The sequence below is a fragment of the Funiculus sociatus GB2-C1 genome (assembly GCF_039962115.1).
Lineage (GTDB): Bacteria > Cyanobacteriota > Cyanobacteriia > Cyanobacteriales > FACHB-T130 > Funiculus > Funiculus sociatus.
The window spans coordinates 15,947-28,842 of sequence record NZ_JAMPKJ010000006.1; the positions used below are offsets into that span (position 1 = coordinate 15,947).

The window sequence follows — 12,896 nt, forward strand, 5'->3', positions numbered from 1 at the left end:
ACTGCGGAGCAAGGGAAGTCTCCGGCTCCGCAAAACTCAAAACTCTATTCCGCATCTCCCCCGACAATGACATTTTTAATCCGCAGACTTGGCCCGCCACAGCCTACAGGTAAACCATTTTGTCCGCCTTTGCCGCAACCGCCGGATTCATCCCAGTAGAAATCATCACCAATGGCTTCAATATCAGCTAAGGTGCTGAAGACGTTACCGGAAAGCGTTACATCTCGAACTGGTTCAGCAATTTTCCCATCGCGGATCATCCAGGCTTCAGCGGCGGAGAAAGTGAACATTTCCCCGTTTGTCATCCCTCCTAACCAGTTGCGGGCATAAACGCCTTCTTTGATACCTGTGAATAAATCTGGCACGGGTGTCTTACCCCGCTCAATCCATGTATTCGTCATGCGGACGAGGGGCGGATAGTGGTAGTTAAGACAACGAGCATTGCCTGTGGGGGCTTCTTCCAATTTCCCGGCGGTTTCGCGGGAGTGGAGCCGTCCGACTAAGATGCCATCTTTAATTAGCTGAGTTGTAGTGGCTGGTGTCCCTTCATCGTCGTATAAGTAGCTACCGCGATGACCAGCAGGTGCAGCACCATCAAAGATTTGCAACTCTTTTGGCCCAAATCGCCGTCCCAAGGTCATGACTTCCAGTAAGTCGGGGTTTTCGTAAGCCATGTCTGCTTCTGAGAGATGCCCAAAGGCTTCGTGGACAAATAGCCCGCTGAGTATGGGGTCAATTACTACAGTGTAGGTGTTGCCTTTTACTGGGGGTAGTGAAAGGGCATCCACGCCTCGGAGTGCGGCACTTTTTACCTGCTCGTCAAGATTTGTTAAATCTTCGTAGGCTTTGCGGGAACCTGTGGTTTCGCGTCCTGTTTGCACAGTTTCGCCATTACGGGCGGTTGCAGCAAAGCGCATTTCCATGTCCACCCAGGATTGTTCGATCATCGTTCCCTCTGAGGTGGCGAGGATGATTCGCTGGGATGTGTCGCTGTAGCGGATGGAGGTGGTGGTAATTGAAGAACTGGCGCTCTTGAGGATGGAGGTGTAGCGATCGCACAATTCTTTTTTGCTTTTCAGGGAAATCTGTCGCGGATCTGTGCCTGTCAACGCCAGCTTACAGATAGCTTGTACTGGGTCTATAGGAGCCAGCAGGGTTTCTTCATCGCCAATCATTCGAGCCGCGCTTGTCGCTTCTTCCACCCGTTCTGCTAGGGTAGAAAGCTGATTGAATGAAGCAAAGCCCCAGCCTCCTTTGTAACAAGCCCGGACTTGTCCACCAATGGAGATGCCTTCTGTGAGGGTTTCTATTTTGTCGCCTCGCAAAAATATATCGGTTCCTTCGGCTTCTTCTAGTCGAATCGCTAAATAATCCACGCGGGAGGAGTAACGAGCAACCAGATCGGCGAGCAAGTTTTTGGCATCAGCGAGTAAGCTCGGCATTTGTCTTGCAGCAACATTTATAAACTGCCTCTATTGTGCAATTTTTTGGGCTTAGTACGCCACTGCATTAGTAATTGACAATTAAAAATGAAAAATTGAAATTCAGTTATTTGTTAGTTTGGGTTGAACCTGAGCAACACCTGATAGATGAATATGGAAGGTTGGGCTAAGGCGAACTAACCCAACCTTCCGTTTAGTTTTTTGTTTTTTACCTTTTCCCTTTTACAGGATTGCCTTGTTTAAAGTGGTCTTTCTATTCTGTTAGTTATAGCTGGCGGTAGCGGTGTTGCGGCGTCGTAAATTCTTAATTCTTGAACATTCCAACGGCTGAGGATAGCTTCCGCTTGACGCACCTCGGCTTCTGTGCCTTCTACCATCACAAAGTATTCACCGCTATGGATGCGATGCTCGTAAATTGCGGCTTGTTCTTCCGGAATACCGTAGCCGATTAATCCACCCAATAAGCTACCTGCTGTAGCACCGATTACACCACTGGTTAATGTAGTTGCCAAAGCTGTTGCTGCTGCTCCGATTAATGCGATCGCGCCGACACCGGGAATAGCTGCCAACGTGCCTAACCCAATAGCTAAACCGACCGTACCCCCAACTGCACCACCTGCGATCGCGCCAATGTTTGTTCCCTCTTGGGCCTTATTTTCCGGTGGCGGCGACACTTGCTGTGGCTCTTTGCTGATGGTAGAAACTTGATTCATCGGAAAGCCAGCGGCTTTCATTTCCTCAATAGCGCCTTCTGCATTCTGAATGTCTGAGAAAACACCAAATGCGCGTTTTTGCTGAGTAAGCACGATTCTTATTTCCTCCCGCTAATTGGGGACAGGGACAAGTTAGGAGTAATGAGTTTTGAATTAATAACTCCTCGCCTCTTAACTTCTAACTTTCCCTGTCTCCTCAGTCTCTAGTTTTGCTCGCAGCTGCAACCCATTCGTTTATAGGGTCTGTTCGCGACGGTCAATAATTTGAACTGGAGCATCTGTGCTAGGTGTCGGATCAACGACTGGAGTCGAATACGTGCGGCTGGGATCGGCAACAGTTGTATTATGGGTGGTACCAGTAGTGCCAGGAGCATCATAAATACCCCACTCTTCAATTCCCCGATGGCTCAAAATCGCTTCAGCACGACGAATATCATTATCATCGCCGTCCACCAATACTAAATAATGTCCTCTGGATACGCGATCGTTGTAAACTTTGGCTCGCTCTTCAGGAATTCCCAAACCAATCAAAGCGCCTAATAGACCACCCGCTGCTGCACCAATGGCTGTTCCCGACAGGGTTGTGGCTATGGTGGTGGCTGTAGCTCCTGCTAACATCACCGGCCCGATGCCAGGAATTGCTAAGGCACCTAAACCTACTAATAAGCCAGTCAAACCGCCCAAAGCACCGCCTGTAACAGCGCCTGTTGTTGCGGCTTCGTCGGCTTTATTGCCTACCTTATTGCTTACATCAGCTCCAGCAATGTCGCCTCCTTTATTTGCGTCCTGTGCTACCACAGAAACTCTGTCCATAGAAAAGCCAGAGTTCTTCAGCTCAGTGAGCGCTACTTCTGCATCGCGGTAGTTTGAAAATACACCTACAGCACGCTTATGATGTCCTACCATGATTCCTCCTATTCCCTATTAAAACAGCTTGCTTTATGTCACTAAGAACAAGAACAAACTTTTTTTTGCTTACACCTTGAATTTTGGAATTTATCTAAATTTATGCCATCAATCTTCAGATATAAAGTTAACATTTATCTATCTTAGGTAGGAAAATATTATCTTCCTTAAGGCTTAGAAAATTCCTATCTTAGGTAGTTGCCTTTAGACCTTGAACAGTGTCATGTTTCTTTAAATAAATTAAGCCTTAGAAAATAACGTCTTAATACAAAAAATGCTTGCTTTAGCAAGGGCATCTCTAGGTAAATTGTCCACTGTTAGATAAGGATATAGTCAGAAAATTCTTGAAAGGCGAGTAAGAAAAATATTATAATTATTGAATAATAAATTTATTGATAACGCAGAAGTTGAATTGGAAAACAACGAGCGTGTGCAAATATACGCTCACGCCTATCTAGGATGTAGGTATGCAGAAAAATGCCTAGAGCAGTCCTAAATGGCTCGTGAAGGCGAGATCCCCGACTTCTTTAAGAAGTAGAGGATCTGAAGAACTGGCACCTCACAACTCAAATAGGATTGCTATATATAGCCGCGATTTTAGCCGTCAGGTGTTTTTCAAGCATGGGGATGCACTCTTTTAATTTCGGTAGCAAAAATGGGAATTATAAATTAGGTCTACTTGAGTGTCGTTTTGAGTTCGTTGGAGTGGGGAATTGCAGATGCGCTACCTTTTATTAATTTTTGTTTCTTCGTTCCTGAGTTTACTGTCGGGGCGGGTTGTTACAGCCTCGGAGATTCAAACGCCGAATTTAGTTAAGCAAAATACGCTTAGATCAACTTCAGCTCAAAGTTTCTGGCCCGAAGCCCAGCGACTTGTACAGGATCAGATAAATTTAATTAATCGCATTGAAAGAGCGATCGCATCGGACGATCCCTACGGCGTTTTTGTATCCGAGGGAAAAATAACTCTCCACCAAGGAGAAGTAGAACGCTTTCTCAAAAGTCAATATCAAAATCCTGCTTTGTTGTGTACCCGCACGAACGGCGGCATAACACCAGCAGGCTCCGATTTAAGTGTAGAACAGGCGCAGGTATACTGCTCTCTCTATGCATCAACTGCCCAGTTGATGCCGCTACGCCCAGTGCTGGAAAGACGGCAGGCGACACTGACACCAAACAATCCCTTAACATTATCTAGGAGCCAACAGTCGATTTTGGCAGTGCCTCCTCAGAAGTTGCCTTCCCCCCCTACAAGTTACGTCGCTCCAGAACCGCCGTTAGTGGGGATAAGAGCAAAAACGCCGATTTCTGGCTATCAGCCCCCGATTGCACCTGCGATCGCGCCCCCACAACAAGCAACCACGACGCTAGCATCTGCCAAACAGCTACTCTCCCAAGCAGTAGCTTCCTTTCCCTCAGCAACTTCTTTCATTGATGCAGGCGAAACAGCAAAACTCAAGGAAAGCAACACCTATGGGCTTGATCAGCAAGAGCCTCAAGAGTACGAAAATTTTCTCTCTCAACCCAACACTGGCATCGCCCGCGTGTTGCCAAGTGGAATCGTCAACTCCCAACCGATGCAAAATCGGCTGATTCCCACAGTAGCAGAGCGTTTCGCCTATCCTCCCTTGCTGCGGGGAATTGGCGGTGATATTGCCCCAACCACTCGCTCATCTGGGCGCATCTCTCAGGAAGATGAATTTACTCCCAGATTTGCAGTTAAGCTGGAAAATGGCAACTTCCAGATTGCCCAACGCGGGCTGGATTACGGCTTTATCATGGATTTGGGGGAAGTGCCTTTAGAAAATCTCGACCCCACACTAAAGAAAGTTCGCGCCCTCTCGCCACAAACGCGCCAGTTTTTCCTAAATTATCGTCCCCCTAATGAGCTTGCAGCTTTGCAGGTAGATCGGCAACGCTTCATCACTGGCAAACTAGGTGAAGTTAGTGTTAGCGAACCAGTGCAACAAACGACAGCGCTGGAATCAGCAATAAATCGCCTTTCTCCCGACGCGCCAGTGGTTCTGAACCACACTTATTTAATGCGGTTAGTTCAGTTTCAGGTGCCAGAAGTTGTTCTCAATCGCGGGACAGTTAACAGAGAGCAACGTCGCTATCTCGACCAAATTTTAGAAACACCCAGCAGCGATGCCCTGGTTGCCTTCCGTCCCGTCAACCGCCGTCCAGATGGTAGTTATACGGTTTTGTGGAGAGTGCTGAATCAGTTCCCAGATCCTCAAATTGAAGACTTGGAGAAATACGTCAATTTGCAGTGAAGAGTAAAAGTACCTGACCCGCCCAGAACTAAAGTTCCGGGCTAATAGCCAAAGTCCGTTAAAACGGACTAGAGATATGGCAATTAGTCGGTTTTAACCGACTTAAGCTATTAGCCAGGGACTTGAGTCCCTGGCTAAAGTTTCTGGCCGCAGCCCAGGAACAAGATATTACTTTTGGTTCTGAATAAAATCGTTAACTACTTCTTGTGCCTCTGGTGGAATCTCCGTAACGAGACGAATGGGGAAAGCATCTGTGGAAGCTAACTGTGCATATTCTGGCGTGAGAAAAATCGCGTATTTGGCAGCTTCGTCTGTGAGTTGTGCTGCCATTGCTAGCGCGATCGCTTTCGTGTAGTTGCGGATATCAACAGCTTTCTCCCCAACTACTTCACCGCCTGTATAAAATGTATTCGGTTGCCCAGCTTGATCTTGGGTAGTGCTAGGATCTTTTACGCTCAGATGGGTTCCCCCAACAAAACCGACGAGCCATTTAGGGGATGGTATTTTCCCAAAACCGATAATCTGTTCAGTTAAAGCTGGAGTTGTTTTATCGGCGGAACCAGCTTCAACAAGTGTGGGAACGGCGACTGATGCCAAACCAGTTTCGCCAAATAAAAGCGAGGTAGTGGGGTTGAGTGCGATCGCTGCTTTAACCCGTGGATCTCGCAGTTGGTAGCGGTCTTGCGGAAGCTCTCTGGCAAAACACTGAGAACCTTCCCCCAAACTGAAGGAAATCAAGTTACCTTTACAGCGCTGTTTTAACTCAGTTAGTTGCAACTCACCACCAGCGATAGATAAAGCGGTGGACCCCCCCAGAGAATAGCCAATTACCAGGACGCGATCGGGTGCCAGTTTACCTTTAAGTTGACTGTGGTTCAACTTCTCTAGTTCGTCGATGACAAAACTAATATCCTTGGGGCGATCTAAAAATTCCTGTGCAGATAAGAAGGGATTTCTGCCCTTAAGTGCATTCCTCACATGAGTTTCGTTACTCCCAGGATGTTCTAAAGCCGCTACCACATAGCCGTATGATGCCAAATGTTCTGCCAAGTAGCGCAAATCTGTGCGAACTGAACCCAGACCGTGAGACAAAACTACGATCGGTTTGGCAGAAGACGCAGCTTCAGACCAGTAAACATCAACTGGAATTTCCCGGCGGCGCTGTGTATCATTTAGTTTCAAGTTCAGCACCTGCACGGATGCGCTTCCCGGTTTTGTGGGGTCAAAAGGTAAATTTAGCTGGGGACGCCTAGGAGCCAGTTGGGGCGCGATCGCTGCCATAAACGCCTGAGTTTGCCAAAAAGAGGTGTTAAAGTTTCCTACTACCCTGAACGCCCGATCTAAATCAATATATATAGTTTGCCGGGGATAAGCTTCGACAAAGCTCAGCAGAGATAGTCCCTCAGGTTTTCTAGCTCCCAGTACCAGTCCCGATCGCACATCTAGCACTCCCACATTATCCCGTCGCTGTGTCGCACTAGCCAAAGCTGAAGCCAGCGATCTGCCAACCTCAGTATCAAGTAATCTACTAACACCCACAACATTCAGGTCAAATTTTGCCCGTAGCGCTGATAAAATTTGGCTGCGTTGTTGAGGCGACAGTTGGCGAGCAAAACGTTGAAGATCGGGTGGAACTTTTCCGGTTTCCGCAACCTTTCGCAGATCGGCTATATCTATTGATTCCGTAGAGGAGCCTTTAGTTACAACAACAGTTTGAGCAGCTTGTACAGAATTTAGCTCTCCGCTTATGCTATAAGCGCAAGTACCGATAAAACTTATAACTGATAACAGCCATCTCAACCGGAGTTGCATGAAAGTCTTTCCTAATTTCTGCTCTTAAATAAGTATAATATGGCACCAGTCTGTAGCCAATTACGTGATGGCGCTCCCCACACCGCCTTAGCCTGATGCTACACAACCAAAAAGGAGCTGCGCGATCTGAAAATATCTATAGCCTGCGGAGGCAGGTTTTGTTTGTGCGGTTGCGCCTACAGTCGTCAGGCTAACTAATTTCGCGCTACCCGATTTAATTCTTGATTCAGATTATCCAATAAAGCATTTAACAATTGCAACTGATGATGCTGATTTGTCAGCTTTAATGGTTCTTCCTTTACTTGACAATTAATAACTTTTTCTGCGCCTTCTTCGTATTGGCGAAGCGTTGCTATAGCTTGAATGTTGAAGCGGAGTAAATAATCTTCCGCAGCCTCAGCATAAACTTCTTGTACTTGATTTACATAAGAAGCTGATGATTCTGAGTTTTCGCCGTCTTGTGCCATTTGATTAATAAGATAAGTAGCACCTCCAACTACTGCGGCTCCCACAGGGCCTCCTAAAAGCCAACCTAATCCGGTTGTAAGCGCTATCGGAGCAACACCACTCGACTGAGTTGAAGTGGTTGGTTGATTGGGTAAAACTACTTCTGGAGGTTCAGGAAATGAAAACCATAAATTAGCAGGTTGAGGTTGCTCGAAAAACTCGCAAGCTTGATGTACCCATTTGACAATTGCTTGCTGATGTTCTGAGAGTGCATTCTTAAATGCTCCTTGTTCCCAGGTTTGAAATTCGCCTTTTTCAAGTGCTGAAATAATTTCAGATTTATAGCGGGTTACGAGTTTTGGTAAGTGCAGCCAACTATCTAATTTAGCAATATCCGCTTTAAAGCCTTCTTTAAGCAGTTGTTGCGCCTTTTGTTTGATTTTAAGCTTAGCACTGCGCTTATCTTCAACTGCTTGCAATTCGTTAGTTATTGCTTGAGATTTTGATTGTAGTGCAAGTTTTACTTGAGATGCGATCGCTACCACACGAGGCAACCGATTAGTAACTTTCCCCTGCTGAACTTCCACAATACTTTGTAGGGCTGATTCAAACATAGGAAGCCCCGTAGTCTGTACCGCTGCACCATCTCCTTTTAGTCTAGCTCTTAAAGCAGGTAGCGCATCAACACGGTACAAATTACTAATATTATTCGGTAGCTCTGAACGAAAACTTTCTGCTACAAATACCAAACGATTATATACCTGTTTTTGGTCTTCCGGTTCTAATAAATTCAAGAAATTAACTACAAAAACCACCGTTTTTATACCGCGATCTAGCAGCCAATCTCTCATATTTTCCCGTTCGCCCAAAGTCATTAACTTTCGAGCATCTAGCACCTGTACAACCAAATCTGCCGTTAAAAGTTGGTCGCGCACTAACGTATCCTGCGCTTCCATGTCGTTTGTTCCCGGCAAATCCAATAGTTCTACACCATTTTTCAAGAAATAATGTGGGCAGAAAACCTCTATCGAAGCCACATCGCTCCGCATTCGCCTATCATCATCAAGGATGGCAAATTGCTTTAGAACATCCGTTCCGCTCTCACAAATTTCTCTGCCATCCGACATCATAATTCGGGTGTGTAACTCCGAACCATATTTAACTGTGATGGCTGCACCTGTGGTAGGAATCAAATCGATGGGTAAAGTCCGCTTTCCTAATAGAGCATTCAGCAAAGTTGACTTACCATAATTAAATGGGCCAAAGACCGCAATTCTAAAGCTGGAATTTCCCAGATTATCGCAGATAGAAATCACATCTTTTTGCAACTGCGAATTTTGCTCAAAATCAAGCAGACCAACGGCAGCTCGAAGATATGTTAAGAGGTTCTGATAACTTTCCTGCTCTTGCATACAGTTCTACTCAATTACACTCTGATGCTTGTTGCTCGTTCCCAGGCCGCAGCCCAGGAACGAGAGGTTAAACTGCGGATGCTAGGAAATTACGATATACAGCCTCAATATTTTGCCATTGAGAGTTTATCTCAGTTTCCAAACCTTTGAGACGATTTAACTCTGTGTCCCGATTAATTTCAAAAGCTCCTTTTTGTTTCAATAAATTATCCAACTCAGCTTTCCGAGCATCAATGTCATCATTTATTCGCTTAATGACTTCCCGTTCATAAGCATCAAAACACTCTTTGACACCTTCATGTACGGGCAACCATTGCTCGTTCGCCACTTGAGGCAGATATTTTACCAATTCTTTTTTGGCAGTTTTAACTAATTGTTGACGAGCTTGATCGGCTTGCACAAAACCTACACCCATTCCGATCAACGCCAAACCAAGTGGCCCCAGGAAAACACCAGTCACCCCACTAACAACGTAACCAATGCCAATCGCAGCGGCATAGTTAAATAGGATGTTTTTCCAGTCGAAGCCTGCGCCAGCCATTGCTACGCCCGCTATGTTACCCCGTGCGAGTGAAAACAGACCCATTGCCCACTTAGTCCATGTTGGCGAGTTATCATCTTCAGTCGCGGTATTTGCGTTAATCTTTACCTTTTGTCCTGTCAGCTTCTCAGTAATTTGATCTGTTACTTTACTGTAGGAAGCGCCATAGCTGGCAGCACTTATGGAAAGTTGAGCAAAGGCTGCATTTAAGTCTTTTTCTGCACTTAAAGTCCAAGCAGCGAACTTGTCAGTAATGTATTGCTCAAATGCTTTTTGTAGGGCGGCGTTGAATGCTTCACGTTTACCTTGATTAAGGAAATCAAATAGGTTTAGTTCTGGCTGATAGCGCAAAAAGTCGGTTTCAAATGTATCTCCTAAGCTAAGAACGTAGGAACTGAAAGAGTCAGCGATCGCTTTCGCCTGGATATCTCTGGTAGAACGAATTTCTTGCTGAAACTGATCGCGAATTTGGCTTAGTTTGGTGAATTCCGGTTCAACTGAACTAATCCTCTGCTTGAGTTGATTGACATCCTGATCGAGTAAGGGGATGCGGCGTTCAATCGCTTCTCGCGTATGATTGCAGGTTTGACGTGCGAGAGTTCTAGCTTGTCGCAGTTGAGCGATCGCTCTCTCCTTAGTTAAAAATGTGTTGAGTGCGCCCATGAACTCAGGAAACCCCGTAGATTCTAGAGAAGCCGAAGAGTTTTTTAACCGTCTTCTCAGCGCCTTTATTGCCGAAATTTCAAACACTCGTTCATCATAAATATCATGTCCATCTACCTGACAATAATCAGACAAATTGGCTTTAAAAACTCGTCGCAGTTTCCATTCAGCTTCTTGCAATTCTTCCACATCATCAGGATCGATTAATCCCTCGCGCACCTGATCCCAAGCATTAATCAGAAAGAAAACACTCAACCCTCGACCTTTGATATAATTTTCTAGATAGCGGCGTTCCCCAAGGGTACAAGGTTGTGATGCTCTCAGTACAAACAAAATAGCATGGCAATTATTTATATACCCTAAAGACAGTTCGTTCCGTGCTTCTGTATCATTTAGTCCCGGACTATCTACAATTTCAATTCCCTGTTCTAATAAAGGTAAGGGATACTCTACAACGGCATAGTCAATATTAGGAAAGGCTGGCTTTTTATCTTGTTCTAATTTCTTAGCTTCTGCTGGATCAATTGTGTATTTATGCTTAAAGTGTTGAAAATCAAGTTCTTCAGGAGATTTCCCATCATTAAAGTAAACAGTTACTTTCTTCTGCGGCCCATAGCGTAAAACAGTAAGTATAGCAGTACAGGGATTCACGTCACTTGGTAGCAAGTTCTCCCCAATCAGGGCATTGAGGAATGTACTTTTGCCCCGCTTCATATCCCCTAAAACCAGCAATCGGAATACACCAGTCCGTAAATTTTTACTAACCTCATTGATATCTTCTAGTTGTGTCTCTAAGCCAAGTTTGCCAGATTTTTCTTTTCCTTCTGTTTCTGCTTCTTCTAGAGTTTGAGCTATTTTTTCAAGACAATCAGCAACCTCGGAACGCACTTGAGCGACTTTACTCAAGTCGTTGATAAAGCTATCAGCTTCAACTGTATAATTCATGTTTATTCCCTGCTCTCTAACGGTTAGGTCTTTCAGATTGGAAGAATAGTTTGGATGAAACCCGAACCAGTTCTCCCACTATCCCACTATCACGAATCCAGCCATCCACGAAGCTACTTTAACGCAGACAATTGCCGCAACAGCAAAAACTAAAAACTTTCCAGCAATTACAAGTTTTCTTTGCCAACTTTTTAACGAATCTTTAGGCTGATGTCGAACAGTTTTATGCAGTGGCGGCGCTTTGGAATTGATTTCAGCTTCTATCTCCTGAAGCCGAATTGCATGTTATTGTTCCTGAAGTTCTCGTTCCCGCCCTCGAAGTTCGTTGTTATCGTCTGGATAATTCATCAGTGTTTGTGCTGTCTAAGATGATGTAATTGTTGGCATAAAAGCACTATTGTAGGTTGGGTTTCGCATCCTCCATCCCAGCCTACGCAAAATAGCAAAATTCCCTATACCTTAACCTCAGAGTCTCAACTCTGGCTAGATCAATGTAGAAAAATTTTATCCAAACAAGTAGTCCTAGTACATTTGCGTAGGGAGTACATAGGATTTACAGGCGCGTGATGTATTCTGGCACACACATCAGGTAAAAAATAAATAAGCGATCGCCTTCTCCGGCTTACATATAGAATATTACAACGCCCCGCTTTAAATCCCTGGCGTTGTACGCTCAAAGCATAATTTTGTAGGATTAGCAACACAAAGGCAAAAGAAAACAACAATTTCTTTTGCCTTTTGCGTTTTTATTACTCACCCTATGCAGCGACTAAATCCAGCGAACGCTTCGCAGCCAAGGCCAAATGCCTGTTTGTCTTCTCAATGTGACACCTTCACTATGTTCTTTAACAACTTCCTTGAGTTCATCCGTGGTTAAGGGATAACCCAATTCGCTAGCAACTTTTACGAACTCATCTGGATTGGCTACGGCTTGGAACTGTTTGCGTAAATCTGCATTGCGGGTAGCAGCTTCCAATAATTGGCTGGCACTTTCTTTGGACATCTTTAGAATCTCCTTCTGGTACTGTGTCTTTTTCGACCTCATCTAGCGTCGCAATTTCATACGCTATAGTAGTGCTGAAATTATATTCTTAGCTCAATTTTACATATGACAGCATCTACTATCGTGAATATTTTTATAGAAAATAGCCTTTTTGTGATAATCTCCACGTCTTTTCTGGTGTTTATGGGCTGGGTGTGGAGACAGGCAAAGCCGTTCAGTATTCCGCAACCATTACCGACTTGGTTTAAAGCGTGGTTATCTGTTGTGCTGGTGGTGGGGGTGCTGTTTCCGGTACTGGCGATAGTTGTTTGGGGTGTGTGGTGGAATCACGAGAGTGTGTTGTTAGCGCTCATTCCCTACCTTGTCATGCTGGCGTTACAAATCTTATCTGAAAGCGTGACGTCAAAACGGTTTCAATCCTGCGTGTGGGTGATGATTCCTTGTTTATATCTGCCTTATCGCGTTTGGCAACTGTATAGTGGATTGATGCTTTTGAGCCTTGAGAGCGGGACAATATGGGTGCAGAGATTGTTACTGGTAGAAATTGTCCTTTGGATTTTTAATTATGGGGTACATTTATCGCAAATTCCCCGGCTGCTTCGTTGGGAATTACAGCCTGAGGATGGATAAATTGTAGCGGTTTTGGGAGAGGGAAATAATATTCAGAAAATTATGGCTAAACTATCGAGGGATATAAATTTTGTTTTTTTTAAATAACTCTGCTGCAAGGCAATAG

Annotated in this window: 9 protein-coding genes; 2 read left to right on the plus strand and 7 right to left on the minus strand. The window is 45.0% G+C overall.

What is annotated here, in order from left to right; genetic code table 11:
* Positions 1 to 44: 44 nt before the first annotated feature.
* The 3 genes from NDI42_RS04555 to NDI42_RS04565 form a co-directional block, all read right to left on the minus strand.
* Positions 45 to 1,442, minus strand: a complete 1,398-nt coding sequence (locus NDI42_RS04555; protein WP_190458278.1) for a TldD/PmbA family protein — start codon at positions 1,440 to 1,442, stop codon at positions 45 to 47.
* A gap of 239 nt (positions 1,443 to 1,681) precedes the next feature.
* Positions 1,682 to 2,248 (minus strand): DUF1269 domain-containing protein, encoded by a 567-nt coding sequence (locus tag NDI42_RS04560; RefSeq protein WP_190458280.1) that lies wholly within the window; start codon positions 2,246 to 2,248, stop codon positions 1,682 to 1,684.
* 141 nt (positions 2,249 to 2,389) lie between these two features.
* Complete coding sequence (locus NDI42_RS04565) at positions 2,390 to 3,061, minus strand: general stress protein (RefSeq protein WP_199311338.1); 672 nt, start codon at positions 3,059 to 3,061, stop codon at positions 2,390 to 2,392.
* 719 nt (positions 3,062 to 3,780) lie between these two features.
* Here NDI42_RS04565 and NDI42_RS04570 point away from each other — a divergent pair.
* Positions 3,781 to 5,337: a hypothetical protein gene (locus NDI42_RS04570; RefSeq protein ID WP_190458282.1), complete on the plus strand. Its 1,557-nt coding sequence runs from the start codon at positions 3,781 to 3,783 to the stop codon at positions 5,335 to 5,337.
* 168 nt (positions 5,338 to 5,505) lie between these two features.
* On the opposite strand, the gene NDI42_RS04575 is transcribed toward NDI42_RS04570, so the two are convergent.
* The 4 genes from NDI42_RS04575 to NDI42_RS04590 all read right to left on the minus strand — a co-directional run bounded on the left by NDI42_RS04575 (position 5,506) and on the right by NDI42_RS04590 (position 12,160).
* Positions 5,506 to 7,149 carry an alpha/beta hydrolase gene (locus tag NDI42_RS04575; RefSeq protein ID WP_190458284.1) on the minus strand — a complete coding sequence of 548 codons (1,644 nt, stop codon included), beginning with the start codon at positions 7,147 to 7,149 and terminating at the stop codon, positions 5,506 to 5,508.
* Positions 7,150 to 7,343: 194 nt separating this feature from the next.
* Positions 7,344 to 9,008: a dynamin family protein gene (locus NDI42_RS04580; protein ID WP_190458286.1), complete on the minus strand. Its 1,665-nt coding sequence runs from the start codon at positions 9,006 to 9,008 to the stop codon at positions 7,344 to 7,346.
* A 67-nt stretch (positions 9,009 to 9,075) separates the two neighbouring features.
* Positions 9,076 to 11,157 (minus strand): dynamin family protein, encoded by a 2,082-nt coding sequence (locus NDI42_RS04585; protein WP_190458288.1) that lies wholly within the window; start codon positions 11,155 to 11,157, stop codon positions 9,076 to 9,078.
* Between the two features lie 769 nt (positions 11,158 to 11,926).
* Positions 11,927 to 12,160 (minus strand): Nif11-like leader peptide family natural product precursor, encoded by a 234-nt coding sequence (locus NDI42_RS04590; RefSeq protein WP_190418028.1) that lies wholly within the window; start codon positions 12,158 to 12,160, stop codon positions 11,927 to 11,929.
* Between the two features lie 84 nt (positions 12,161 to 12,244).
* Between NDI42_RS04590 and NDI42_RS04595 the strand changes: the two genes are divergently transcribed.
* Positions 12,245 to 12,790: a DUF7733 domain-containing protein gene (locus NDI42_RS04595; RefSeq protein WP_488656607.1), complete on the plus strand. Its 546-nt coding sequence runs from the start codon at positions 12,245 to 12,247 to the stop codon at positions 12,788 to 12,790.
* Positions 12,791 to 12,896: the final 106 nt, after the last annotated feature.

What these genes read in the sequence shown, in the direction of transcription:
- NDI42_RS04555 (WP_190458278.1), bottom strand. Translation starts at nt 1,442, where the DNA reads ATGCCGAGCTTACTCGCTGATGCCAAAAACTTGCTCGCCGATCTGGTT.
- NDI42_RS04570 (WP_190458282.1), top strand. Translation starts at nt 3,781, where the DNA reads ATGCGCTACCTTTTATTAATTTTTGTTTCTTCGTTCCTGAGTTTACTG.
- NDI42_RS04580 (WP_190458286.1), bottom strand. Translation starts at nt 9,008, where the DNA reads ATGCAAGAGCAGGAAAGTTATCAGAACCTCTTAACATATCTTCGAGCT.
- NDI42_RS04565 (WP_199311338.1), bottom strand. Translation starts at nt 3,061, where the DNA reads ATGGTAGGACATCATAAGCGTGCTGTAGGTGTATTTTCAAACTACCGC.
- NDI42_RS04575 (WP_190458284.1), bottom strand. Translation starts at nt 7,149, where the DNA reads ATGCAACTCCGGTTGAGATGGCTGTTATCAGTTATAAGTTTTATCGGT.
- NDI42_RS04590 (WP_190418028.1), bottom strand. Translation starts at nt 12,160, where the DNA reads ATGTCCAAAGAAAGTGCCAGCCAATTATTGGAAGCTGCTACCCGCAAT.
- NDI42_RS04585 (WP_190458288.1), bottom strand. Translation starts at nt 11,157, where the DNA reads ATGAATTATACAGTTGAAGCTGATAGCTTTATCAACGACTTGAGTAAA.